Raw genomic sequence first — 24,852 nt, forward strand, 5'->3', positions numbered from 1 at the left:
ATGAGGTATTTGACTCTTTTTTTTCTTTTTGTATTGATAACGGCTTGTGGTCAGAAAAAAAAATACCACGATGGAAAGAAAGAAATATCCGAGTCACCTTTGGTGGCGGAGATTTTGGAATTCCAGGAAGAGTTGGATGAAAGTTTCAAAGATCCGGAAACCTCTCCTTTGGCAGATAAACATCGAAAGGATTTTGAGGGTCTCGATTTTTTTGAACCCGATACATCCTATATTGTAAAGGCCCTATTTGAACGCACCCCTGACGCCGTGCCTTTTTTTATGCCGACCACTACCGATAGGAAAACCGAGGAAGTGCTGTATGGTATTGCCCGATTTACCTTGAACGGGGCCGAGCACCGATTGGAGGTCTATCAAAGTTTGGAACTGCTGGACCAGGAAGAGTACGAAGATTATCTCTTTTTGCCCTTTATGGATGTAACCAACGGTGAGGAGACCTATGGCGGTGGCCGTTACATCGACCTTTCCATTCCTGAAGGGGATACGTTGGTCATTGATTTCAACAAGGCTTATAATCCCTATTGCGCTTACAATAAAAAGTACTCCTGCCCTCTAGTGCCAAGGCAAAATTATTTGAGAACTAAAGTGAGAGCAGGAGTGAAAAATTTTAAAAAGGACTAAAAAAGCCTTCATCCAAGAGGAAAAAGGCTTTTCTTTCTATTGGTATTTGGTTGGGTTGTTGCTTTTTAGAATGAATAGATGGCCGCAAAGAGCACTGAAGCCAAGCTTCCCGTAGCTGCTCTGTCATTGTCAATAAAGACATCCTCGGAAGCACTATCCAACCTAATTTCTGGCTTTAGGGTCAAGTCACCAATAGTGGCACTTCCTGTAAGGGTAATAGCAAGAACATTTGAATCCCCATCAGCATCAAATACATCTCCAATGGCACCAAATTGATCACCCTCCATAAAATACTCACCACGCAGGCCTAAGCTAAAAGTTTCAGAAAAGGCATACTGGGGATAAAGGGCCACACCTGTAAACGAACCTCCATCATCTTCCATGCTAAAGTGGGCTGCATTGATACCCAAATAAAATTCTTCGGACAGATCAAAACCACCGGTATAGTCAACCTCGAATCCACCCTGGCTGTACAAAAAGTTCAAGAACTGACCGGAATAGCCCAATTGGGCACCCACAGCATAATCCCCGGTGCCATTCAATTCAGTCAAATCTGTAGGGTTCATTACGGCAACCATGGCGGACCAATCGCTGCCCAAATCAAAATCAGCCTTCAGACCAGTATGGCTAAACGGGCCATAGGAAAACAGGTAGGAAGTACTGTAGTTGAAGTTTGCAGCTGGTGAAATAACCTCATATCCCAAAAAGGTATTGAAATTACCAAAGGTAAGGGTAACAGCATCGCTCACATTCCAGTACACATATAACTGATTAAGAATTTCTCCTGTACCACCTCCCGCTGAGTTAAGGTACTGTGGGGAATTGAATGTTGCATCAGAACCCCTGGGACCGAACACCAAATCGGCCACAAAACCCACTTTTTCCCCTTCATAAGCGGCAATGACATTGGCCATGCCCAAGGCAAAACCATCTAGATTGGCGAATGAAGATCCAGGTGCTATGGCCTCTTCACCGTTGGGGGCGGTAAGATTGCTCCTATAATAAGCATCTACAGTTCCACTGAAACTGAACTTGGGCTTGGTTTCCTCCTCTTCCTGCGCCACAGCAGTGGTCACGGTCACGGTCAATAGGGCAAGAATGAAAATTTTTCCGAAATTTGTATTTATAATCGTTTTCATATCATAATCGTTTTAGTTGTCCTTATTAGTAGAGGACAGTTAGTTGTTAAATTGTGAGTTTGATTGAAAAGGTTATCAACGGAGCGTTCTGCCAAACGCTCCGTTTCCTTTCTTGTCTGTGAGTTTAATTGTTTTGTGACGAAATGTGCTCGGGATAAGCCTCCACACCATGTTCGTGAAGATCCAATCCGTCAACTTCCTCCTCTTCGGATACACGCAATCCAATGGTTTTCTTCAAGATGAAAAGAACTATGAAAGATGCCAGTGCGGCCCAAAGGATGTAGGCCAAAGAACCATAGGTCTGTACCCATAGCAATTTTGCACTTCCGCCGTACAAAATTCCACCATCCAAAGCAAAGAAACCGATAAGGACAGTTCCCAAGAAGCCACATACTCCGTGAACGGAAATGGCACCAACTGGGTCGTCTATCTTCAATTTTTTATCGATGAACTCAATGGACAATACCACCACGATACCACAAATAAGACCGATGGCAAGGGCTCCCCATGCGTTCACTGCACCGCATCCGGCGGTAATACCTACCAATCCGGCCAATGCACCGTTCAAGGTCATGGAAATATCAGCTTTTTTATATCTGGCCCAAGTGAAGAACAAAGCTGCTATGGCGCCAATGGCAGCAGCAATGTTGGTGTTGATGATCACGCTTCCGGCCGCAATGGTGTCATCGCCACCCCATGCCAATTGGGAACCTCCGTTGAACCCGAACCATCCCAACCAAAGGATAAGGACACCAAGTGCCCCAAACGCCATGTTGTGGCCAGGTATGGCCTGTGCCTTTCCATCCACGTATTTGCCGATCCTTGGACCTACCAGAATAGCGGCCACCAAAGCAGCGGCACCACCAACGGCGTGTACCACCGATGAACCTGCAAAATCGATGAATCCAGCGGTGTTCAACCAGGCATCGTCATCGAAAGGCCAGTACCAGCTACCGGAAATAGGGTAGATCAATGTGGTAAGTACGGCCGAAAAGATAAGATAGGTAGAAAACTTGGTCCTTTCTGCAATGGCTCCGGAAACAATGGTTGCCGCAGTGGCGCAGAACACGGTCTGAAAGAACAGGTTGTACCAATCCGATGCGCTAAAAAAGAAATAGCCTTGATCGGAAGGGCTGGTCCTGAAAAAACCACCACCCACCAGGTCGCTTCCGTACATAATACCATAACCTAAGGCCCAGAACATGATGGAACCTATCGCAAGGTCCATGATGTTCTTCATGATGATGTTACCGGAGTTCTTGCTTCGCGTGAACCCGATTTCCAACAAGGTGAACCCTGCTTGCATAAAAAATACCAGAATGGCCGCAATGGTGATCCACAGCGCGCCCATATCGCCAGTGATGGCCTCGATGGCTTTATCTATCGCTTCTTGTTCTTGTACAATCATAATCTAAGTTTTTGTGTTAATTTGGTTGTGTTTTAATTGATCCCGGCGCTGCCACTTTCCTTGGTCCTGATCCTGTAGGCCTCGATCATATCCGAGACGAAGATTTTTCCATCACCGACGTTTCCTGTGCTGGCCGTGTCCAAAAGGACATTGATGGTCCGTTCCAGGAAATCATCGGACACAACGATAACCAAATACCTTCTCTGTATATCACTGGTACTATAGGAAATACCGCGATATACATGTCCTTGTTTTTCATTTCCAACCCCCGTTACATCCCAGTAACTAAAGAAGTTGACCTCAATTTGATGAAGTGCTTTCTTCACTTCGTCAAATTTGGATTTTCTAATAATTGCCTCGACTTTTTTCATAATGAAGTAGTTAATTGATTCGCCAAATATATGTTAATCAATACGAGACCATCAAAAATTATGGGTATAACTGAAAATTTTTATTGTTATAAAAAAAATACCCCTAAATTTTTAGGGGTATTCAATTATAGATTACATAAAATTATTTATTTGTTTGTTTTTTCTTAACAATTATCTTAAACAAATGAATTTTGTCAAGCATAAAGTTGGTTTATGATGACAATTGTTGAGTTTTTAACGTTTTTTAACTGAAAAAATGAAATTTGTAACTAGGAGATAAGCTTGGCCAGCCAAAGCCCTAAAACGACGGCCAGGATGCCCACGCCTACACTGGACAGCATATATAGGGCAAAGTTGAGGAGTTCACCATTGCGCAATAAATGATGCTTTTCAAAAGCGAAGGCCGAAAAGGTGGTAAAGCCTCCGCAGAAGCCGGTCGCCAAGAAGAGGGCGCCATTGGAAGAGAGAAGATTGCCTTTGGCGGTGATGCCAAGAACAAAACCAATCAGTAAGCAACCGATCATGTTGACCAAAAAGGTGCCCAGAAAAAAATTTTGAAAAAGCGGGTTGAGAGGTTTGGAGATGAGATAGCGAAGAACGCTTCCCAGTCCACCTCCTAAAAAAACAAGAAAAGCCTGTTTCATACCCCTAAAGGTATAAATTAAACAGCTTCTTTGTACTCGGTATCAGAAGAAGTATCGCCTCGGGGGAAGAGTTTGGTGATGTGGCCTTCTGAAAGTTTGAGGTTCGGTTTGTTTAGCCTTTTGCCAGATCCATTGACACTAAAAATCAACAGAATTGCATTAATAGCAAGCAAAACGAATAGGATACTGAGGAATGAGGTCATTTGTCGATGCTAAATTAATGTTAAACAAAAGTACGTGTTTTCCTATGAAATACGTTCCAAACCCTACTTTAAGTTGTGTAAGAGGGTATTTTTGTGGTGAAGGCAATTTTGATGTTAATTTTTGAGAAAGTGCTTGATCAAGAAGAGGATTATTATGAAGGTTATAAATGAAAGTAAGATTTGTACAACACCTTTATAGTTCTTTTTATGCAGTTTTTTGTCCTTTTTATAGGAGAGAATAATGATAATGACAAAAGCAATGAAGAAAAATGCGGCAAAAATGAGCTGTCCCGTGCTGAACATATTTTTATTTTTGTGCAAATCTAAACCAAATCAAGGGTAATGAAAAGTAAAATCAAGGCCGTGGAACTTTTCCACAATTCATTTGGATTGGGGGTTTCCCAAGAACCCAAGGCGAACTTGGGGGAAGAAAAAAATCTACTTAGGTTCAATCTCATGGACGAAGAGAACAAAGAATATTTGGAAGCGGCCAATGAGGGTGACCTAGTGGAGGTTGCCGATGCCTTGGGGGATATGCTGTACATTCTCTGCGGAACCATTTTGGAGCATGGCATGCAGTACAAAATCGAGGAAGTTTTTGAGGAAATCCAGAAAAGCAACATGAGCAAACTGGGAGCGGATGGCAAGCCAATCTACCGTGAAGATGGTAAAGTGCTAAAGGGCCCCAACTATTTCAAACCGGATATCAAGACCATAATGGACAAATAAAAAAGGCACCTTTTCGGTGCCTTTTTTGTTAGATGACCTCGTGGCGCCATCCAAATTTATCTTCGGCCCGATTGTATTGAATGTCGGTGATCCGTTTTTTGAGGCGAGAGGCGTAGCTGTCGGCCAGTTCAGGAAGGTCGTAGTCCACACCCTCATAGCCAAAGGCTGATATGGGGGATACCACGGCTGCGGTGCCCGCTCCGAACATTTCCTTGAGCGATCCATTTTTTGCTGCTTCCACCAATTCGTGGACAGAAACCTTTCGGACTTCGGTTTTGATGCCTTCGTCCTTCGCAATGTCCAATATACTTTTTCGGGTGATACCGTCCAAGATACGATCGTTGGTGGGTGCTGTGAGCAACGTATCATTGATCCGTACAAATACGTTCATGGCGCCAGCCTCCTCTATGAATTCATGGGTGTTGTCGTCTGTCCAGATGACCTGTTGGTACCCTTTCTCGGCGGCCAGTTGGGTCGGATAGAACTGCCCGGCATAGTTTCCACCGGCCTTGGCATAGCCCACACCACCATTGGCAGCGCGCGAATAGGTCTGCTCGATCAGCACCTTCACCTTGCCTGAAAAATAGGCTCCGGATGGGGCGCAGGCGATGATGAACTTATATTCGCCAGCGGGAGAGGCGTGGAAACCTTTGCCCGAGGCAAAAACAAAAGGCCTTATATATAAGGAACTGCCCGGATTTTTGGGAATCCAGTCACTTTCCAGATGGACAAGGGCCATCAACCCTTCCATGAAATGGGCTTCGGGAAGCTCGGGAATGGCCAATCGCTTTGCGGATTTGTTCAACCTTTTGAAATTTTCCAACGGACGGAAAAGCCATACTTTTTCATCTTCGTCCTTGTAAGCCTTCATGCCTTCAAAGATGGATTGCCCATAATGGAAAATCTTTGCGGAGGGGTCTAAAGTAATGGGTTGATAGGGTACTATTTTGGGGGCACTCCATTCCCCGTTCTTATAATCACACACCAACATGTGGTCGGTATATACGCTTCCAAACGAAAGATTGTCAAAATCGACATCCTTGATTTTGGAGGTCTTGGCCTTTTCTATAGCTATGTTATTAACCATTGTTTCCATGTCACTTACATTTTCAATGTTAAAATTAGCTATTTATTGTTAGTTTTGAATGTTTTACAAATCGATTTTTTATACTTGATCTACAAATTTTTAAACGTTATTGAAAATGAAGCTTTTTAACACTTTTGCTGCCGTATTGTTAGTGGTTTTGTGCCAAGTCTCTTGCAAGCAGGAAACCATAAAAGGGGATTATTTTGGTGAGGAATTCAAGGTTTCCAACAAAGTGGACAAAACATCGGCCCCTTATGAAGGACTTGTGGCCACCGATACTTTGCAGACCCAAATGATGGGGGAGGTCACCGAAGTTTGCCAAGCCAAGGGATGCTGGATGAAGGTGAAATTGGACTCCGAAGATGAAGTGTTCGTACGTTTCAAGGACTACGGTTTCTTTGTGCCGAAAGATGCGGCAGGTAAAAAAGTAGTGATGAACGGGGCGGCCTTTTTGGAAGAAATGTCCGTAGAGGACCAAAAACACTACGCGGAGGATGAAGGTGCCTCCGAAGATGAGTTGGCCCAGATCACCGCGCCCAAAAAGACCCTTCGTTTTGAGGCGGATGGGGTGCTCATAGGCAACTGATCTTGAAGCGAAAGATCATCCGCACCGCAGATGGTTCCAAGACCATCCAGATAGAGGATTGGGACGAGCAGTACCATTCCAAACACGGTGCGGTGCAGGAAGCCTACCACGTGTTCATAACCCACGGACTTCGGTTGTTAGCCAACCGGAACATCAACCTTTTGGAAATTGGTTTTGGTACAGGGCTCAATGCGCTAATTACCTTATTGGAGGCTCCCAAACTGAACTTGGGAATCGACTATGTGGGTATTGAGGCATTCCCTGTTTCTATGGATGAAGTGGCGGAATTGGGCTATTGTGCACAATTGGACTGTGCGGATAAACAAGCGGAGTTCCAAAAAATGCACGAAACCCCTTGGGAAGAACCATTTCCCATTACAGATGGCTTTGTTTTGACCAAGCAGAAAAAGGATTTTCTCAAAGTTGGCGACAAAAATCTGTTCAACCTCATTTATTTTGATGCATTTGGAGCCAGGGTGCAGCCGGAACTGTGGACCGAGGAAATTTTCTCCAAGATGTACGATGCGCTGCAACACCAGGGCATATTGGTCACCTATGCGGCCAAGGGCAGTGTCAGGCGGGCCATGCAGGCTGTCGGTTTTGCCGTGGAACGATTGCCCGGGCCACCTGGAAAAAGGGAGATGCTCCGAGCCATCAAAAACTGACATTTGCCAATCTTCTGTTAATAAGGAAGGTAGGGACTGTCATAAAATATTCTAAAGTTTGGGCATTTGTGTTAAACCTAAATTAACGTCTCAGAAACAGCCACTTAAACCATTAAATTTGTATGAAAATGATGGTATGAAGGTGTTGATAACAGGCGCTACGGGATTAGTGGGGCAGGCCATTGTCAAGGTGCTGCATTCTAAGGGAATCCCCGTAAATTATTTGACCACGAGTAGGGACAAGATTTCTTCCTCCGAAGATTTTCAGGGTTTTTATTGGAATCCCTCCAAAGGAGAAATAGACCTTGCCTGCTTTGATCAGGTCCAGGCCATTATAAACCTGGCAGGGACAAGCATTGCCAAACGATGGACCCCGAAACATAAGAAAAGAGTACTTTCCAGCAGAATGGACAGTCTAAGGACCTTGAGAAAGGGCTTGGAACAAGTAGGGGCCTCGGAGGTGGAATGCCTTGTGTCAGCCTCGGCCATAGGTATCTATCCGGATTCGCTTTCCAAGTTCTATGATGAGCACGAAACTGCATTGGCAAATGGCTTTCTGGGCAATGTCGTCCAGAAATGGGAAGCCGAAGCAGATACTTTCAAATCGTTGGGGGCTGTTGTGTCAAAAGTGAGGATAGGAGTGGTTCTTTCCACCGAAGGAGGCGCATTGCCCAAAATGGCGATTCCGGTCAAGAACTTTGTGGGCGCACCATTGGGCAGTGGCGACCAGTGGCAATCATGGGTCCATATCGAGGATCTGGCACAACTGTTCATTTTCATTGTGGAGAACAACCTGAAAGGGACATTCAACGCGGTTGCACCAAACCCGGTCACCAACATCAAAATGACCAAGGAACTGGCGAGGGTCTTGGATAGGCCATTATGGCTTCCCCATGTGCCCAAATTGGTGCTAAAAATGGCTTTGGGAAAAATGTCACAGCTCCTTTTGGACAGTCAACGTGTAAGCAGCAAAAAAATCGAGAAGGCAGGCTTCGCTTTCCAATATTGCAATATCTGTACAGCTTTGGAAAACCTGTATTCCACGGAAAAAGAAATTGCTGTTCCGGCTGCGGAAACCGCAGAAAAGGAAATCGTATAGCATAGTTGGCCCATCAGAAAGCAAAAAGGAATCCGCAAAGGCGGATTTTTTTGTGTTTTGTAGTGACATTTTGACATTTTTGGACAAATGGCAGTACTTTTGCCGTTTCAGAAAAGGAAATAAAACAAACACATATATGAGCAACAAGAGTAAGGTTGAGGAAATGGAGGAAGGACCAAAAAAGGAACAAACCTCTGAAAGTACTGAGCTGAACGGTGAAAATAGGGATGTGGAACAAGAGGAGAATATGGATGGGGAAATTTCCGTGGAGGACCAATTGCGGGAAGAATTGGCCAAGGAGAAGGACAAATTCCTGAGACTTTTTGCCGAGTTTGAGAATTTTAAGAAAAGGACCTCCAAGGAACGCATGGACCTGTTCAAGACGGCCGGACAAGAAGTCATAGTGTCCCTGTTGCCCATTTTGGACGATTTTGACCGTGCTTTGAAAGAACTCTCCAAATCTGAGGACAAGGAAATGTACAAGGGTGTGGAGCTCATCAACAATAAGTTCAATGAAACCTTGAAAAACAAGGGATTGGAACAAATAGAGGTCAAACAGGGGGATGCTTTTGATGCCGAAGTGCACGATGCCATCACCCAGATTCCGGCACCCGACAAAAAATTGAAGGGCAAGATTTTGGACGTGGTCGAAAAAGGATTCAAACTGGGAGACCGCATCATCAGGCACCCTAAAGTAGTGGTTGGAAACTAAAGTGGTATGAAGGAGGATTTTTATGAAATATTAGGGGTCTCCAAAGGAGCGTCCGCAGCGGAAATCAAAAAGGCCTATCGCAAAAAGGCAATTGAGTTCCACCCGGACAAGAACCCAGGGGATGCCAAGGCCGAGGAAATGTTCAAGAAAGCGGCCGAGGCCTACGAAGTGCTGAGCGACCCTGACAAACGTGCCAGATATGACCAATTTGGACACGCCGCGTTCGATGGAAGTTCCGGTTTTGGTGGCGGAGGCATGAACATGGATGATATCTTCAGCCAATTTGGCGATATTTTTGGAAGTGCCTTTGGGGGAGGATTCAGCGGTTTTGGAGGTTTCGGTGGCGGCGGACAGCGACGGATGAAGGGGAGCAACCTTCGCATCCGGGTAAAACTGACCTTGGAAGAAGTGGCCAATGGTGTGGAGAAGAAAATCAAGGTAAGGAGAAAAATACAGGCCGATGGCGTGACCTATAAGACTTGTCACACTTGTAACGGAACAGGACAGATCACCAAGATCACCAATACCATTTTGGGAAGGATGCAGACGGCCACCACGTGTAGTACCTGCGGGGGTTCTGGGCAGACCATAGATAAGCGGCCTGCCGGGGCAGATGCGCAAGGGCTGAAAGTGGAGGAAGAGACCGTTTCCATCAAAATACCACCAGGTGTGGAAGATGGCATGCAGTTGAAAGTGTCCGGCAAGGGCAATGACGCGCCCGGGAACGGAATCGCCGGGGACCTGTTGGTCGCCATCGAGACCGTTGAGCACGATACCCTCAAAAGAGAGGGCGACAACCTGCACTATGATCTCTACATCAGTATTCCAGAGGCCGTATTGGGAAGCTCCAAGGAAATTGATTCCGTGGGAGGAAAGGTCCGCATCAAATTGGAGCCGGGCATACAGTCTGGAAAGATATTGAGGCTCAGGGGCAAAGGGATTTCCAGTATCAACGGATATGGTAGCGGGGACCTGTTGGTGCACGTAAACGTCTGGACCCCAAAGGAGCTGAACAAGGAGCAAAAAGAGTTTTTTGAACGGATGCAGAACGATGAGAATTTTGCACCAAAACCCGAAAAAAGCGATAAATCTTTCTTTGAAAAGGTAAAAGATATGTTCTCTTAAGAAGAAAAATATTGCTGTTTAAATAAAAAACGTATATTTGGAACTGATGTTGGGTGACCAATATCTAATTTTCTTTTTCATAGCAATTTTTTTCCCATCCTTGAATTCATTTGAGGGTGGGTTTTGTTTTTTAGGGGCATGCCGTTATTGGGCAAATACATATCTTTGAAAAAATAGTTTACATGGATCACATCCTTGTTGCCAAAAACGTCTCCAAATCCTATGGAAACCACAAGGCGTTGAGCAACATTTCACTTGAAATTCCCGAGAACTGCATCTATGGACTTTTGGGTCCCAATGGAGCAGGGAAGACCTCATTCATACGCATCATCAACCAGATCACCCATCAGGATACGGGTGAAGTTTTCTTCAATGGCACACCTTTGGCACCCGAGCACATCGCCCTTATCGGCTATTTGCCCGAAGAGCGGGGACTGTACAAGAGCATGAAGGTGGGGGAACAGGCCCTGTATCTGGCGCAACTCAAGGGACTGTCCAAGAGCGAGGCCAAGAAACGGCTCAAGTATTGGTTCGATCGTTTGGACATAGGCGATTGGTGGAACAAAAAGATACAGGAACTCTCCAAGGGAATGGCCCAGAAAGTACAGTTCATTGTGACGGTACTTCACGAACCCAAGTTGCTCATTTTTGATGAGCCCTTCAGTGGTTTTGATCCCATCAATGCGAACATCATCAAAGATGAGATCATCGAACTGAAGAAAAAAGGGGCATCCATCATCTTCTCCACACACCGTATGGAATCCGTGGAGGAGCTCTGTGAGTACATTGCCCTGATCCATAAGTCGGAAAAGATCCTGGACGGTAAACTATCCGATATCAAGAAAGCTTATAAGAACAATATCTTCAACGTTGGGCTGCAGACACAACAGGACGGGGAGGCGCTGATCCGGACATTGGGCGAAAAGTTCAATATCGTCTCGTCCCACATCGACCCCAACGAAAAGCAATTGGATTTCAAGGTACAATTGCCCTCTGCACATACCTCGGAAATATTGGCGGAACTATCCAAAGTGGCGAACGTGAACCGGTTTGAAGAGACCATTCCATCGGCAAGCGACATATTTATACAAACCGTAAACAGCAAGGACAATGGGAAGTAAACTGGGGCTGATCATCAAACGGGAGTATCTGGCAAAGGTGAGGAATCGTTCCTTTATTGTAATGACCATTCTGAGTCCCCTGCTGATCGTGGGGATGATCGTGTTGATCGCCTATCTGGCCAAAATCAATGATGATGAGGTAAGGGTGGTGACGGTCCTGAACGAGAGCAGCTATTTTGATGAAGGGTTCATTTCGTCCAGGAATATTTCCTATGTATATCTGGACCAGATTTCTGTGGAGCAGGCAAAGGATTCCACGGCTTCCATGGGCTATTATGGATTGCTCCATATTCCCAAAGGGAACAGCATCGAGAATGTGGCCCGCCAAGCGCGTCTGTACACCAAGGATAACCCCAATACCAGCGTTACCCAACAACTGGAAGGCATTTTCCAGAAACAGTTGCGACAGGACCGTTTGGGGAAATTGGGGGTTTCTTCTGATCAGTTTTCTGAAGTGGAAAAACCCTTCGGGCTGAACCTCTCCACTTTTGAGGGCGAGAAGAGCCTAAAGGGCATCAACGAGATCAAGGCGTTCATAGGGGGAGGTTTTGGCTATGCCATCATGATGTTCATTATCATATACGGAGGGTTTGTGATGCGGAGCGTGATAGAGGAAAAAACGAGCAGGATCATCGAAGTGATCATATCTTCCGTGAAACCGTTCCAATTGATGTTGGGCAAGATCATCGGTACCTCATTGGCCGGGATCACCCAGTTTACCATTTGGATCATTTCAGCTTCGATACTGTTGATGCTTGCCGTGCTCTTGTTGGGACTGGATCTCGGTGCCATGACAGGCGATGCCCCACTGCCCTCGGAAACCATGGGCGGAATGTCCCAATTTGCCTCCATGGACAGCGAAATGATGATGTATGCCAAGGAAGTGTTCGACATTCCATGGGGATTGTTGATCGTATCCTTTTTTATTTATTTTGTATTGGGCTATCTGATCTACAGTTCCATTTATGCAGCGATCGGGGCTGCTGTGGACAATGAAACGGATACGCAACAGTTTATATTCCCGATCATAATGCCCTTGATGTTGGGTATTTATGTGGGCTTCTTTTCGGTGTTCAGCAACCCGAACGGCCCCATTGCAGTGGCCTTTTCCCTGTTTCCGCTCACATCGCCCATTGTGATGCTCATGCGGCTGCCGGGAGGGATTGGGCAAGGTGGTGTACCTTTGTGGCAATTATTGTTGTCCATTTCCCTATTGATCGTTACTTTTTTGGGTATCGTATCACTGGCGGCCAAGATTTATAGGGTCGGTATTTTGATGTACGGCAAAAAGCCCACCTACAAAGAGTTGATCAAGTGGTTGAGATATTAAGGTAATATGCAAGACGGCGCAGAAGAAATAAAGGAAATCCTCGAAGAGGATATTTGGGGGTCCATCAAGGAGTTCCTCAACCTGGGCATCCATATAGGTGAGGGTGAAAAATCCATCAACTTGACGATAGGGTTGCTATTGCTTTTGACCTTGGCCATTATCGTGGCCAAATTCATCATGAAATGGCTCCGGCACTTGATCACCCGAAAGATGGAGCAGGAGGACAAACAAAAGTTCACCAGCATCTTCAAGTTTATCAACTATTTGGTCTATTTGATCGCCGTGTTCGTTACACTCAGTGTGGCCGGGGTTGACATTACGTTGGTGATCACGGCATCGGCGGTACTCTTTGTGGGTCTGGGACTGGCACTGCAGGATTTGTTCAAGGATATTCTCGGAGGCGTTTTCATCATCATAGACAAGTCGTTGCAAGTAGGTGACATTGTGGAGGTGGATGGCAAGGTAGGAAAGGTGTTCGAGATCAAGTTGCGTACCACAAGGGCCATCACACGGGACGATAAGGTCCTCATTTTGCCCAACCACAAATTCATCAGCGACATTGTCTATAACTATACGCAGAACCACAGGACCACACGGGAAAAGGTGAGCGTGGGCGTTGCCTACGGAAGTGACGTGCAGTTGGTGACCAAGATTTTGGAGCAAGTGGCCATGGAGCAGAAACAGATCCTGAAAAACCCAAAGCCATTTGTATTGTTTGACGATTTTGGCGATTCCGCATTGCTGTTTTCCGTCCATTTTTTTACCAACGACAGTTTCAGGGACCCAAGGATCAAAAGCGAAATGCGCTATAAGATCAATGCCAGGTTTAAAGAGAACAACATAAGCATTCCATTCCCACAAAGGGATGTTCATATCATCCAATAAAAAGAAAGCGACATAAAAAATAAAAAACATCAAATTGCAAAAACAGGGCTGTTGGTCTTTTTTGCAATAGTTCTTGGACATCAGGCCAGGGCACAGAACACGGATATCTTCAGGTTGGAGTACCTCAATATTCCCGTAAACGATACAGGGGTAAAGACACAACGATACAAAGGCTTGATCAATTTCCCCATCAAACTGAACGAGAAAAAGGAGTACCTGGTCATTGGGGGCGAGTATAACCGTTTTGATATGGGATACTCGGCCGACCTTCCTTTTGATAAAAAAGAAATGATTCGCTTCCATATCATTGATTTTAATGTGGGCCTTGTCAAAAAATGGAACGAGAATTGGAACCTGGTCGGTATTTTGACCCCAAGAGTGGCATCCAATTTATTGGATGGGGTGGTCAGGGACGATCTTTTCATGAATGCCTCCGCAGCATTTTGGAAGGAGAAACCCAATGCGGATAAACCCTTTCGAATCGTATTGGGGCTTACCTATAACAGTACAACCGGTATACCTGTTCCCTTGCCATTGATCCATTATTATAGGAGGTTCCACCCCGATTGGTCCTATGTGATGGGCGTTCCTAAATCCAATATAAAATACCATGTGGATAAAAAACACAGTTTGGAATTGGCACTGTTCTTGGATGGCTATTTTATGAACCTACAGCGAAATATCGTTTTGGACAATGGACTGGTGGCATCGAGGATCTCTTTCAACTCTTTGGTGGGGACCCTTGGCTATCAGTACAATCTTACGGAGAACATTTCTTTTTTTGCCCTGGCAGGGAGTACCCTGTTTCAAGAAGGGAAGTTGAGGAACAGGGAACGTGGCGAGGTATTTTTGTTCAATGACGATTCAAATTTTTATATTAGAACAGGGGTAAAGATTGGAATTTTTTAAAAAGGAAAAATATGTCAAGGATTTTGGTGATAGAAGACGAGTCTGCAATCAGAAGGGTATTGGTCAAGATATTGGCCGAAGAGAACGATGACTATGAAGTCCAAGAGGCCGAAGATGGGCTGTCAGGGATAGAAATCATCAAAAAGGAAGACTTCGATTTGGTCCTCTGTGACATCAAAATGCCAAAAATGGACGGCGTGGAAGTCTTGGAGGCCGCCAAAAAAATAAAACCCGAAGTTCCCTTCATCATGATTTCTGGACACGGTGACCTCGATACAGCGGTCAATACCATGCGGATGGGCGCCTTCGACTATATCTCCAAACCACCGGACCTAAACCGTTTGCTTACCACCGTCCGCAATGCCCTGGACCGAAAGGAACTGGTGGTGGAAAACACGATCCTGAAAAAGAAAGTCTCCAAGAACTACGAAATGGTGGGTGAGAGCAAGGAAATCGGTACCATCAAGGATATGATAGAAAAAGTGGCCCCCACCGATGCCAGGGTTTTGATCACGGGGTCCAACGGTACAGGAAAAGAGCTGGTGGCACATTGGCTGCACCAAAAGAGCCAACGATCCTCCGCACCGTTCATAGAAGTCAACTGCGCTGCCATACCATCGGAATTGATTGAAAGTGAGCTTTTTGGTCATGTCAAAGGGGCGTTCACCTCTGCGGTCAAGGACAGGGCAGGCAAGTTTGAAACGGCCAACAAGGGCACCATTTTCTTGGATGAGATAGGGGATATGAGCCTGTCCGCGCAGGCCAAAGTATTGCGCGCACTGCAAGAGAACAAAATATCGAGGGTGGGCTCGGACAAGGACATCAAAGTGGATGTGCGTGTGCTTGCAGCTACCAACAAAGACCTGAAGAAGGAAATAGAGGAAGGCCGGTTCCGGGAAGATCTTTACCACCGATTGGCGGTCATATTGATCAAAGTTCCCTCCTTGAACGATAGAAGGGACGATATTCCACTATTGATCGACTATTTTGCAGAGAAAATAGCCTCAGAACAGGGAACAGCCCAAAAGAATTTTTCCAAAAAAGCCTTGGAACTGCTCAAAAGCTATGATTGGACAGGAAATGTCCGCGAGCTCCGCAATGTGGTGGAGCGGTTGATCATCCTCGGTGGAAAGGAAGTGTCCGAAGAGGACGTGAAACTCTTTGCCAGCAAATAACCACCTTATTTACAGTCGCCAATTTTTTGAAGAGCCGCTTGGGACAGTACTTTCACCCTTTGGTGGTACTGTTTCTTATATTCGGAAAGGCCTGTGTTGAGCAGGATCAATCGGGATTCTTCGTGGATGTTTGTCACAAACCTTTTTGCTTCGGCACAATCCACATCGCTGACCACTTTCCCCAAAGATGTTTCGAATTCAAGAAGACACTCGTGTACCTGCTCCTTTACGGTACCGCTATGGGGAGAGGCCAACCAGTTGGGTGCATCGAGGAATTCCTTGGTGTTCATGGAGAGAAAATCATTGCCATACGGACTGGACGATTCATGTTCAAAGGCCTTAAGGACCTTGAGGCCTATGATGGTGTTCTCCAATGCCTTGTGCAAGGCCTGTTTGGAATCCTCCAAAAGATCGGACCTCGTTGCGGCCTTGAGAAGGGATAGGGTTTTTTCCAAGCTTTCAATGGTGCCCTCACAACCACAGTCCACAAAGTTTGTCTTGGTTTTTTCTATACCGTTCAAGGCTTTATAGGCATGGTACTTCGCCATTTTTAAGTCATTGGCCGTCACGGCCGCCTGTATTTTACTCTTGATGTATTCCAAGTTCGAATTGGCATAGGCACAGGCATTAGGGGCAGCAAACGAAGACATTAGCCACAAGGTGATAAGGCCCAATGCAAAGGTAATCAGCAAGATAATCTTTTTGGTTTTCATAACGCGATAGATTTGGGACAGTGCGCTTTTGATGATCACTAAGTTAAGATAAGGGTGTTTTGGCGAAGAATAAGATCGATAAAAAGAGACCAAAAACTACCAATGGCAAAAACCATCGGTGAAAGACGCTTTTTGGAAGATCGAAGGAGTGGGGAAAAAAGATTATATTCATTCCTATGGAAAAAATCAGAACAGAAAAGTATCTCGTCAAATCACATCTCCAGCTTGATAAAGAGGACACTTACGAAGATTTTGGGGCATCGGAAAAGAAGCTCAAAAAGGAATTGGAAGATATCCGAAAGGACCTCGGAGAATTTCAGGACACGTTATATGCCCATGGTAAGTATGGGGTGTTGGTCTGCTTGCAGGGAATGGACACGGCGGGCAAGGATAGCCTGATCAGGGAGGTTTTCAAGGATTTCAATGTGAGGGGGGTGGTGGTCCATAGTTTTAAGGTACCCACTTCCCTCGAACTGAAACATGACTATCTCTGGCGGCACTATATCGCCCTTCCCGAGCGGGGAAAATTTGCCGTTTTCAATAGGACCCATTATGAGAACGTATTGGTCACCAAAGTACACCCAGAATATATTTTGGGCGAAAACCTGCCGGATATTGAATCTGTTGCGGACATTGATGAGGCCTTTTGGGAAAAAAGGTATCAAGAAATCAATGCCTTTGAAGAACATGTGGCCAAAAATGGGACCATTATTTTCAAGTTCTTCCTGCATCTTTCCAAGGAAGAGCAACGCCAGCGATTGTTGCGTAGGATCGAATTGAAACAAAAAAACTGGAAATTTTCCCCGGGAGACCTTAAGGAACGCAAGCTGTGGGATGCCTATCAACAATGCTATGAAGAAGCACTTTCCAAAACCTCTACGGATCATGCCCCTTGGTATATCATCCCTGCGGACAACAAAGAAACCGCACGGGTAATCGTGGCATCCATCATGCTGGAAGCGTTAAAAAAGTACAAAGATATAGAGGAACCCGAGCTCGACGACGAAATAAAGGCTAATTTAGAAACCTTTAAGCAAGAATTGGAAAAAGAAACCAAATGAGAACCATTCTACTTTTGGCCCTTTTGTTGGCAAGTACCCCCTTTTTTTCACAGACTGAAGACGAAAAGCAGATCAAGGCGATCTATGACAAGGCATTGACCGATGGAAAGGCCTATGATTGGCTCGACCATTTGTCCAATCAGATAGGAGGAAGGCTCTCAGGATCGGTCCAAGCACAACAGGCTGTGGAATATACCAAGGATCAACTGGACTTACTCGGTTTGGATCGTGTATGGCTCCAGCCTGTAATGGTGCCCAAATGGATGAGGGGGACCCCGGAATTTGCCTATTTTGAGACCAAACCCGGACTGACCACCAATGTACCCATATGTGCCCTGGGTGGATCTGTGGCCACCCCAGATGGTGGTCTAAAGGCAAGCGTCGTTGAGGTCAATGGCATTGAGGACCTGGAGAAACTGGGCAAGGAAAAGATAGAAGGCAAGATCGTTTTTTATAATCGTCCGATGGACCCTACCTTGATCAATACGTTCGCATCCTATTCCGGCTGTGTGGACCAACGCTATTCGGGTGCTGCCGAAGCGGCAAAATATGGCGCATTGGGTGTCATTGTCAGGTCCATGAACCTTCGGTTGGACGATTACCCACATACAGGTTCCATGGGGTATGGAGATATGCCCGTCAACAAAAGAATACCGGCCGCGGCCATCAGTACCAAAGGGGCAGAACTGTTGAGCGGCACGCTCAAGCTCAACCCGAACATCAAATTTTATTTCAGACAGAACTGCAAGCAATATGAAGATGTGCAGTCCTATAATGTGATCGGTGAGATCAAGGGAAGTACCTATCCCAATGAGATCATGGTCGTGGGAGGCCATTTGGACTCTTGGGACCTGGGGGACGGCTCACATGATGATGGTGCCGGCTGTGTGCAGAGCATGGATGTACTCCGGTTGTTGAAAGAAACAGGGTATAGACCCAAAAGAACTTTGCGAGTGGTGCTGTTCATGAATGAGGAAAATGGGTTGCGGGGTGGCAACAAATATGCGGAAGTGGCCAAGGACAAAGGTGAAAACCACGTATTTGCTTTGGAAAGCGATGCTGGAGGTTTCACGCCCAGGGGATTCACCATAGATGCTTCCGAGGAAAATCTGAAACAGATCCAAGGATGGAAAGAACTTTTTGAACCTTATTTGATCCACATATTCGATAAAGGAGGAGGGGGAGCGGATATTGGTCCCCTGAAAGACGATAACATGGTCTTGGTGGGTCTTAAACCGGACACCCAACGCTATTTTGACCACCACCATGCCGAGAACGACACTTTTGAGCACGTGAACAAGCGGGAACTGGAGCTAGGGGCGGCCACCATGGCCAGTCTGGTCTATCTTATTGACAAGTATGGAACCCTTCCCTCAAAAAAAGTAAAGGGATAAACCTAAAATCATTCCCTCTGCAACATCTTTTCTATTCTTTTGTCGGGAATGAGCCACATTAGGGCTACCAGCACATACATGAGCCCGGATGCCCAAGGGCTGACCCAGGCCAGACCTATTCCAATGATATATAGCACTGGAGATATTTTACCTTTGATGTCCTTTCCTACGGCATGTTTCAAGATGGAATCATGTCCCTGTGATTTTATGATGATGTTTTGGAGCATAAAATAGGAGATGGCCGCCATCAGCAAGATCAGCCCGTACAGTGCCATGGGTTCTTGGGCAAAATGGTTTTCCCCCATCCAACCGGTCACAAAGGGGATCAAGGAAAGCCAGAATAGGAGATGAAGGTTGGCCCAAAGCATTTTTCCGGAGATTTTTTTCACGGTATGCATCATATGGTGGTGGTTGTTCCAATAGATGCCCAGATAAATGAAACTGAGCACATAGCTCAAAAAAACGGGCAACAAGGGGACCAGGGCCTCAAAACCTTCCCCGTCATGGGGCACTTTGATTTCCAATACCATAATAGTGATGATGATGGCAAGGACACCATCGCTGAACGCTTCCATTCTTCCTTTGGTCATAACAATAAATTTTGGTTCGTGTTTTATAATTTGATATGGGTCAGCTCATGACCTGCACACTTCTTTTTGCTGTTTTTCTCATTCTTTTGGGACCGTGCCATAACCAGAAACCTGTGATGGTGAAAAGCAGCAACGAAATGCCCATCACGCTGGTATAGACCAGTTTTATGACCCCATCGGTCCCAAGATGTCGGTCCAGGATGGAGCCGTCGTGCACTTTTTCCAAAAAATCCGATCGTCTTTGTCCGATGGAAAGCACCTTTCCTGTGGCACCATCCAACTGTATTTCCGTATAGTGGTCCACAAAAACAAATTTGACGGAACCTTTTTCCTTTCGGATGTCGATTCGGTCCAGTTCTGGTGATAGGCCAGGGGATACGTTGTTGTGCAGCACGCCGATGGCGATGGTATGGAGGCTATCAACCGGAAGCCAGTCCTTTAGATTGGATGTCGTGCCTTGTTGCGTTTTGGGGAGCAATTTGCCATTGGAATTTTTCTTCCAGCCCAAAATGAGTCCAGAAACGGAAATGAAAAAGAAAAAGACAAACAACAATGCACCGGTGGTTCTGTGTACTTTTCTGAAGACCCGCAATGTCTTGGCCTGTGCTTTTCTTTTGTCCATCCGGTATATGGGGTTTATGCGAACAATCCGCTAAAGATCGACAAAATTTGTGAAAGGCTAAAGCAGCTGAACAACCATTGTAAGAGCCAACGCCAAAGGGATTTAGACGCTTCGAAGGATTTTTTCCATCTTGCGGCCTTTGGCCAATTCGTCCACCAGCTTGTCCAAATACCTTACTTGTTGGGTCAATGGGTTTTCGATTTCCTCTATCCGGTAGCCACAGATGGTTCCTGTGATGAGGTGGGCATTCGGGTTCAGCTTTGCTTCTTTGAAGAACGTTTCAAAGGTTGCTTTACGGGTAATGAGTTCTTGGAGTTTGTTGCCGTCAAAACCGGTCAACCATTCAATCACTTGGTGCAGTTCTTCCTTTGTTCGGTCCTTTTTCTCCACTTTGGTGACATAGTGCGGATATACAGCGGCAAATGTCATTTTTGCAATCCGTTGGTCATGTTCGGGTGTTGTTTTCATATCTTGGAATAGAGGTTAGGTCCCAATTATTTCAATCTTTCCAGTTGTCCTTTTCTTTTCACGATGTTCTTGTAGTCCCATTGGATCTCTTTTGATTTTTCCAACCAACGGGCAAGCTCTACGGTGTCGATCTGTTCCACTGAGGTATAAAAAATGGAGGCATCCTTGAATTTTTCGCCTCTAACGTCCAGTTTTTCTTCTTCAAAACTGGCACCGCTCCAGAACATCAGGCGTAGTCCCTTTTTTTGTTTGCTATAGCCCACTATGGGGTTTTCGTCCAAGAACCAGACGGGGTGTCCGTGCCATATTTTGCTTTCGGAATCTGGCAATCCGTTGTCGATGGTGATGGCAAGGACATTGCAGATTTCCTTGTCCATGGTTTCTTGCCCATCATTGTATGCTTGGATTTCCGGATTTGTCATAGGTGCAAAAGTTATCGGTTCAATGGGACACTACCTTCAGTCCCACTATTGATGCAATCAAGGTAGTCAAAAAAAAGAGCCTTAAAAAAGTGGTCGGTTCCTTGAACACCAAAATTCCCACGAGCACCGTGCCCACGGCCCCGATTCCTGTCCATACGGCATATGCTGTACCAATGGGAAGGGTCTGGGTCGCTTTGATCAGCAGTGCCATGCTGAGGCAGAGGGTCACTAGAAAGCCCGCATACCATAAGTACATTTCATTCCCCGTGTTTTCCTTTGCTTTGCCCAGACAGAAGGCAAAGGCAACCTCAAACAATCCAGCAATGGTCAATAGTATCCAGTTCATTTTTTACATCTTTTCTTTAGTGGTATAAGGACATTTATTATCCAATCTTATATAAATATAAGATATATGGCTATGGGCAGCTTCAAAATTTTGGTTGTAGATGAATTGCCTAATGTTCGGGGCTTTTTGCTTTATCGATTTACCTGCCCAGCATTCAATTTTTCGCAGGGTGCACCACCTGCCTGATCTCGCTTATCTGCACTACGGGCTGGATGTTGGTGTAATTTTTAAAGTCATTGATCACGGCATCCCGGTTCTCGGCGATGGCCTTGCCGTACTCCTCAATGTTGTTGATGTAGAAGTAACCCACGGCTGCATAGGGTGGCTTGTCATTGGGTGTTCTGCCGGAAATGCCCTTGTCGATTTCGTAGAATTTTAGGTTGTCGCCCAAAAAACCGGCCACCATGGGCATATGTTTCGTTTCATAATAGTCCATGTCAAAGGTTGAGCCTTCCCCATTTGGGTACAGTATGGTCACTTTGAACAGCCCCGTTTGGATAGATGGGCTTCCAAGTTGGGCCGTTTTGCAGCCGATTAGGGCCATTAGGCCAAGAATGGGCAGGAAAAATTTGATCTTGTTCGTCATTTTGAATTGATTGTAGTTGTTTTACGGGTTGTTTTTGATTGAGCTCAAAAGCCGATCATATTTTTATGATGCTTCCGTTGGACTTCATATGGCATGAAATTAGTCAAAAAGCACTCACTTTTTTCGATTTTGGTACATTTTTGCTCAGAAAAAAACAAAGTAACTTATGGATTGTCAGCCTGTTCGAGCTTTAATCCTTGGAAAATTCCAACAGGTCCCCGGGTTGGCAGTCCAAGACTTCACAGATGGCCTCGAGTGTACTGAACCTGATGGCCCTTACCTTGCCTGTTTTGAGCTTGGAAAGGTTGGCCAAGGTGATGTCCACGGCTTCGGAGAGTTCGTTGAGCGACATTTTACGTCTTGCCATCATTACGTCTAGGTTTACGATAATTGCCATGGTCTATACGGTTTCTTCCAGTTCCTCTTGATATTCCACTCCTTTTTCAAAAATGATGGCGATGATATAGATCACGGCGGCCATCAGGATGAATGCCTCACCATCGGGCCAAAATTGGTTCAACCTGTCCATGGCAAAACCATCATGTTCCAATTGTTTGGTAACCCCTTGTGCAATGAAACTCAACAGCCCGATGGAGAACGTGTAGTAACAGATCTTATAGATCTGTTTGGAAACAAAATGGTTGAACGGTTTTGCCAGATCAATTTTGGTGGCCAGCACAATCACAATGTAGAACATCACTGCCTTCAATATTGCGATGGTCAGGATGAACCCATACATCCCCACAAAAGTGAGTTTACTACTTTGGTATACGTCGCTCATGTCCAACTTTTGATAGAGATTTTGTACAGCTTCCGGTCTGAACAGGCTAAAGATGAAGTTCACCACCAAGGCCCCGGCTTCTATGGACAAGCCAATAAAGATGATCCAAGAAATGATTTTCATACCCTTGAACACCAAATTTTTTGTTTTCATATGTTGATGACACTAATTGTTTGAATGTTCAAATATAGATAAATATTTATTGATAAATGATAAATATTTTATTTTTAATGATTAAAATAGAATAGACCTGATCAGGAAAAACTTATGGTTGCCCTAATCAAAAGGCCTACTGGTAAACATGTTGTCTTCATTGTGGGTGTCCTTATTTAACTTTTTGATTTTGTATTGATTTTGATAGATTCCTGATGGATCATTGGTACAGCACATACCTTGGGGGTTGTAGTCCATTCAGGCGCAGATAGACAAGCATTTGCGCCCTATGATGGGTAATGTGGTCGGCGAGTAGAAGTAAAATTTGCCTTTTTGTCCGGTCCGCACCAAAATAATCCAATCGTTCATCCAGTCTTTTGATGTCAAAGCTGGAAATGAATTCCATGGTTTTGTTAAATGTCCGGTCGATGGTATCTATCATCTCTTTTTTGGACTTTTTGTCCACTTTTAGCTCTGTATCGGTATTCCAGTCCCTGGCCTCACGTCCGCCCATTAGGGACTGACTGTGCCAATCCATGGCCCAACCAATGTGCATCAAGTGTTCCGCAAAGCTCATGGATTCCGGTGTGGCCTTGAAACCGTACTTGTCTTCTGGCATCGTTTCCGCGACCAAGACCAGATACTTCCTTGAATTTTCCAACCGCTCCAAATATTCTTGTACAACGTCATTTTGCTGTGCGGAAACAACGGGGACAAATAAAAGGAACAGCAAGATTGGAACCAGTATATGCTTCATTTTCAAATCATTTGTGTGCTTACGGACCAATAGTTCCCTGCAAAGTCATAGAAGGAACCCCTTGTGTCTGGATCACCGGGCTTATTGCTGGGCTTTTCTATGATCTCAGCACCATTTTCAACAGCCCTGAGGAACGTTTTGAAAACATCGGACACATAGACATGCAACATTGAGGTGTTGGCACGATAGTTTTCAGTGCTGTCACTGATCATGAGTACGCTGTCGTCTATTTGCAATTCGATATGGGCAATTTTTCCGTTCCCATGATCAAAGCGCCTTAAAATTTTGGCGTCAAAAGTTACCGTCAGAAAGTCCACCAATTTTTGGGCATTGTCCACGATCAAATAAGGAGAAAGGGAATTGTAATGGTCAGGTTTATATGTTTTCATTTTTGTCTGGTTATGTTATTCGATTGTTGCACAACGCCATACGGATATGGCTCGATGCGTGATTTTCACCATAACCGAAAGAAGGCAAATTGCAATGATACGGGCACAAAGTGTGAAACAGGCGTAAGCAATTCAATCCCAACGTGCTATACACGGTGTAGTGCTTGGTAATGACAAAAGCCCTAATTTTTTTGCAATAATTGGAATATCTTTAATTATTACGAATCAAGTCTAAAATTTAATAAAATATCCGAACAAATGTGGAAATATATATTGGCATGGTTTCCGATGATCTTTATTGCAATTGCTAACGGACTATTTCGTGAGAAAATCTTAACGATTCGCTTAAATGAACTTCAAGCCCATCAGATGTCTACCGCTTCTATGATCGTACTGTTTGGTATTTATGTTTGGATATTGTTTAAACAGTGGATTCCTACATCAGCTGATCAGGCAATAATCATCGGTTTGTTGTGGCTCGTCCTTACAATCACTTTCGAGTTCTTATTTGGTCATTATATTGCTGGTCATTCTTGGGAAAAACTTTTGAATGATTACAATTTATTTCAAGGTCGAGTTTGGGTTTTAGTTTTAATCTGGATTACAATTTGTCCGTATATTATCTATCAAATTCAGAACTAGTTGAGTTTTTTAGCTATGAGGTACAACGGTGGGTATATTCATAGTGCAACCGAAAGGGAGCACTATAGTATAGCATCTATGAAAAAGCAGCTTGTCAAGTA

General features: G+C 45.0%; 32 protein-coding genes. 15 read left to right on the plus strand and 17 right to left on the minus strand.

The features are described from left to right. Positions 1-639, plus strand: coding sequence for a DUF1684 domain-containing protein (locus FOT42_RS10885; protein ID WP_151890599.1), 639 nt, complete (start codon positions 1-3; stop codon positions 637-639). A gap of 65 nt (positions 640-704) precedes the next feature. On the opposite strand, the gene FOT42_RS10890 is transcribed toward FOT42_RS10885, so the two are convergent. From FOT42_RS10890 to FOT42_RS18325, 5 genes are all read right to left on the minus strand, one after another. After that, the gene (locus FOT42_RS10890; protein ID WP_151890600.1) at positions 705-1,778 is read right to left on the minus strand and encodes an outer membrane beta-barrel protein; all 1,074 of its coding nucleotides are present in this window, start codon (positions 1,776-1,778) and stop codon (positions 705-707) included. 124 nt (positions 1,779-1,902) lie between these two features. Then, the gene (locus tag FOT42_RS10895; protein ID WP_151890601.1) at positions 1,903-3,186 is read right to left on the minus strand and encodes an ammonium transporter; all 1,284 of its coding nucleotides are present in this window, start codon (positions 3,184-3,186) and stop codon (positions 1,903-1,905) included. 32 nt (positions 3,187-3,218) lie between these two features. Beyond that, on the minus strand, positions 3,219-3,557 hold the full coding sequence (locus tag FOT42_RS10900; RefSeq protein ID WP_072877242.1) for a P-II family nitrogen regulator: 339 nt from the start codon (positions 3,555-3,557) through the stop codon (positions 3,219-3,221). Between the two features lie 269 nt (positions 3,558-3,826). Beyond that, positions 3,827-4,201, minus strand: coding sequence for a fluoride efflux transporter CrcB (crcB, locus tag FOT42_RS10905; protein WP_151890602.1), 375 nt, complete (start codon positions 4,199-4,201; stop codon positions 3,827-3,829). 317 nt (positions 4,202-4,518) lie between these two features. Then, entirely contained in the window at positions 4,519-4,707 is a 189-nt protein-coding gene (locus FOT42_RS18325; protein ID WP_151890604.1) for a hypothetical protein, read from the minus strand. A 39-nt stretch (positions 4,708-4,746) separates the two neighbouring features. On the opposite strand from FOT42_RS18325, the gene FOT42_RS10920 reads away from it, so the two are divergent. Then, the gene (locus tag FOT42_RS10920; protein WP_151890605.1) at positions 4,747-5,133 is read left to right on the plus strand and encodes a pyrophosphohydrolase domain-containing protein; all 387 of its coding nucleotides are present in this window, start codon (positions 4,747-4,749) and stop codon (positions 5,131-5,133) included. 28 nt (positions 5,134-5,161) lie between these two features. Here FOT42_RS10920 and FOT42_RS10925 read toward each other — a convergent pair whose 3' ends face one another. Continuing rightward, the gene (locus tag FOT42_RS10925) at positions 5,162-6,229 is read right to left on the minus strand and encodes a branched-chain amino acid aminotransferase (RefSeq protein WP_192938374.1); all 1,068 of its coding nucleotides are present in this window, start codon (positions 6,227-6,229) and stop codon (positions 5,162-5,164) included. Positions 6,230-6,335: 106 nt separating this feature from the next. Between FOT42_RS10925 and FOT42_RS10930 the strand changes: the two genes are divergently transcribed. The 10 genes from FOT42_RS10930 (at position 6,336) to FOT42_RS10975 (ending at position 15,827) form a co-directional block, all read left to right on the plus strand. Then, the gene (locus FOT42_RS10930) at positions 6,336-6,806 is read left to right on the plus strand and encodes a DUF4920 domain-containing protein (RefSeq protein ID WP_151890606.1); all 471 of its coding nucleotides are present in this window, start codon (positions 6,336-6,338) and stop codon (positions 6,804-6,806) included. A 2-nt stretch (positions 6,807-6,808) separates the two neighbouring features. Next, entirely contained in the window at positions 6,809-7,471 is a 663-nt protein-coding gene (gene mnmC2, locus FOT42_RS10935; protein ID WP_151890607.1) for a tRNA (5-methylaminomethyl-2-thiouridine)(34)-methyltransferase MnmC2, read from the plus strand. 136 nt (positions 7,472-7,607) lie between these two features. After that, positions 7,608-8,570 carry a TIGR01777 family oxidoreductase gene (locus tag FOT42_RS10940; RefSeq protein ID WP_151890608.1) on the plus strand — a complete coding sequence of 321 codons (963 nt, stop codon included), beginning with the start codon at positions 7,608-7,610 and terminating at the stop codon, positions 8,568-8,570. Between the two features lie 136 nt (positions 8,571-8,706). Continuing rightward, positions 8,707-9,282, plus strand: coding sequence for a nucleotide exchange factor GrpE (locus FOT42_RS10945; protein ID WP_151890609.1), 576 nt, complete (start codon positions 8,707-8,709; stop codon positions 9,280-9,282). A 6-nt stretch (positions 9,283-9,288) separates the two neighbouring features. Then, complete coding sequence (gene dnaJ / locus FOT42_RS10950) at positions 9,289-10,407, plus strand: molecular chaperone DnaJ (RefSeq protein ID WP_151890610.1); 1,119 nt, start codon at positions 9,289-9,291, stop codon at positions 10,405-10,407. A gap of 182 nt (positions 10,408-10,589) precedes the next feature. Then, positions 10,590-11,528, plus strand: a complete 939-nt coding sequence (locus FOT42_RS10955; RefSeq protein WP_151890611.1) for an ABC transporter ATP-binding protein — start codon at positions 10,590-10,592, stop codon at positions 11,526-11,528. Continuing rightward, entirely contained in the window at positions 11,518-12,858 is a 1,341-nt protein-coding gene (locus tag FOT42_RS10960) for an ABC transporter permease (protein ID WP_151890612.1), read from the plus strand. Before FOT42_RS10955 ends, FOT42_RS10960 begins: the two co-directional genes overlap by 11 nt. 6 nt (positions 12,859-12,864) lie before the next feature. Beyond that, positions 12,865-13,743 carry a mechanosensitive ion channel family protein gene (locus tag FOT42_RS10965; protein WP_151890613.1) on the plus strand — a complete coding sequence of 293 codons (879 nt, stop codon included), beginning with the start codon at positions 12,865-12,867 and terminating at the stop codon, positions 13,741-13,743. Between the two features lie 51 nt (positions 13,744-13,794). After that, a complete protein-coding gene (locus tag FOT42_RS10970) occupies positions 13,795-14,652 on the plus strand; it encodes a DUF6268 family outer membrane beta-barrel protein (RefSeq protein WP_226789865.1) in 858 nt (285 codons plus the stop codon). An 11-nt stretch (positions 14,653-14,663) separates the two neighbouring features. Next, the gene (locus FOT42_RS10975; protein ID WP_151890615.1) at positions 14,664-15,827 is read left to right on the plus strand and encodes a sigma-54-dependent transcriptional regulator; all 1,164 of its coding nucleotides are present in this window, start codon (positions 14,664-14,666) and stop codon (positions 15,825-15,827) included. A 5-nt stretch (positions 15,828-15,832) separates the two neighbouring features. Here the strand turns inward: FOT42_RS10975 and FOT42_RS10980 are convergent, their stop codons facing one another. Then, entirely contained in the window at positions 15,833-16,540 is a 708-nt protein-coding gene (locus tag FOT42_RS10980; protein ID WP_151890616.1) for a hypothetical protein, read from the minus strand. Positions 16,541-16,716: 176 nt separating this feature from the next. Here FOT42_RS10980 and FOT42_RS10985 point away from each other — a divergent pair, with 176 nt between their 5' ends. After that, positions 16,717-17,601: a PPK2 family polyphosphate kinase gene (locus FOT42_RS10985; RefSeq protein ID WP_151890617.1), complete on the plus strand. Its 885-nt coding sequence runs from the start codon at positions 16,717-16,719 to the stop codon at positions 17,599-17,601. Beyond that, positions 17,598-18,995 carry a M20/M25/M40 family metallo-hydrolase gene (locus FOT42_RS10990; RefSeq protein ID WP_151890618.1) on the plus strand — a complete coding sequence of 466 codons (1,398 nt, stop codon included), beginning with the start codon at positions 17,598-17,600 and terminating at the stop codon, positions 18,993-18,995. Before FOT42_RS10985 ends, FOT42_RS10990 begins: the two co-directional genes overlap by 4 nt. Before the next feature lie 8 nt (positions 18,996-19,003). Here FOT42_RS10990 and FOT42_RS10995 read toward each other — a convergent pair whose 3' ends face one another. From FOT42_RS10995 to FOT42_RS11040, 10 genes are all read right to left on the minus strand, one after another. Next, on the minus strand, positions 19,004-19,585 hold the full coding sequence (locus FOT42_RS10995; RefSeq protein WP_151890619.1) for a TMEM175 family protein: 582 nt from the start codon (positions 19,583-19,585) through the stop codon (positions 19,004-19,006). Between the two features lie 40 nt (positions 19,586-19,625). Beyond that, positions 19,626-20,216, minus strand: a complete 591-nt coding sequence (locus tag FOT42_RS11000) for a PepSY domain-containing protein (protein ID WP_151890620.1) — start codon at positions 20,214-20,216, stop codon at positions 19,626-19,628. A gap of 93 nt (positions 20,217-20,309) precedes the next feature. After that, positions 20,310-20,675 carry a DUF2200 domain-containing protein gene (locus FOT42_RS11005; protein WP_151890621.1) on the minus strand — a complete coding sequence of 122 codons (366 nt, stop codon included), beginning with the start codon at positions 20,673-20,675 and terminating at the stop codon, positions 20,310-20,312. A gap of 26 nt (positions 20,676-20,701) precedes the next feature. Beyond that, on the minus strand, positions 20,702-21,097 hold the full coding sequence (locus FOT42_RS11010; RefSeq protein ID WP_151890622.1) for a DUF1801 domain-containing protein: 396 nt from the start codon (positions 21,095-21,097) through the stop codon (positions 20,702-20,704). Between the two features lie 19 nt (positions 21,098-21,116). After that, the gene (locus FOT42_RS11015) at positions 21,117-21,443 is read right to left on the minus strand and encodes a DMT family transporter (RefSeq protein ID WP_151890623.1); all 327 of its coding nucleotides are present in this window, start codon (positions 21,441-21,443) and stop codon (positions 21,117-21,119) included. A gap of 154 nt (positions 21,444-21,597) precedes the next feature. Continuing rightward, complete coding sequence (locus tag FOT42_RS11020) at positions 21,598-22,029, minus strand: EthD family reductase (RefSeq protein WP_151890624.1); 432 nt, start codon at positions 22,027-22,029, stop codon at positions 21,598-21,600. A gap of 190 nt (positions 22,030-22,219) precedes the next feature. Continuing rightward, on the minus strand, positions 22,220-22,426 hold the full coding sequence (locus FOT42_RS11025) for a helix-turn-helix domain-containing protein (protein WP_151890625.1): 207 nt from the start codon (positions 22,424-22,426) through the stop codon (positions 22,220-22,222). 3 nt (positions 22,427-22,429) lie between these two features. Beyond that, entirely contained in the window at positions 22,430-22,963 is a 534-nt protein-coding gene (locus tag FOT42_RS11030) for a DUF2975 domain-containing protein (RefSeq protein ID WP_151890626.1), read from the minus strand. 220 nt (positions 22,964-23,183) lie between these two features. After that, positions 23,184-23,720 carry a DinB family protein gene (locus tag FOT42_RS11035; protein WP_151890627.1) on the minus strand — a complete coding sequence of 179 codons (537 nt, stop codon included), beginning with the start codon at positions 23,718-23,720 and terminating at the stop codon, positions 23,184-23,186. A 2-nt stretch (positions 23,721-23,722) separates the two neighbouring features. Continuing rightward, positions 23,723-24,109, minus strand: a complete 387-nt coding sequence (locus FOT42_RS11040) for a VOC family protein (RefSeq protein WP_151890628.1) — start codon at positions 24,107-24,109, stop codon at positions 23,723-23,725. A gap of 258 nt (positions 24,110-24,367) precedes the next feature. On the opposite strand from FOT42_RS11040, the gene FOT42_RS11045 reads away from it, so the two are divergent. Next, positions 24,368-24,751, plus strand: a complete 384-nt coding sequence (locus tag FOT42_RS11045; RefSeq protein ID WP_151890629.1) for a hypothetical protein — start codon at positions 24,368-24,370, stop codon at positions 24,749-24,751. The last annotated feature ends 101 nt before the right edge of the window (positions 24,752-24,852 follow it).

The organism is Flagellimonas hadalis, assembly GCF_007785775.2.
Lineage (GTDB): Bacteria > Bacteroidota > Bacteroidia > Flavobacteriales > Flavobacteriaceae > Flagellimonas > Flagellimonas hadalis.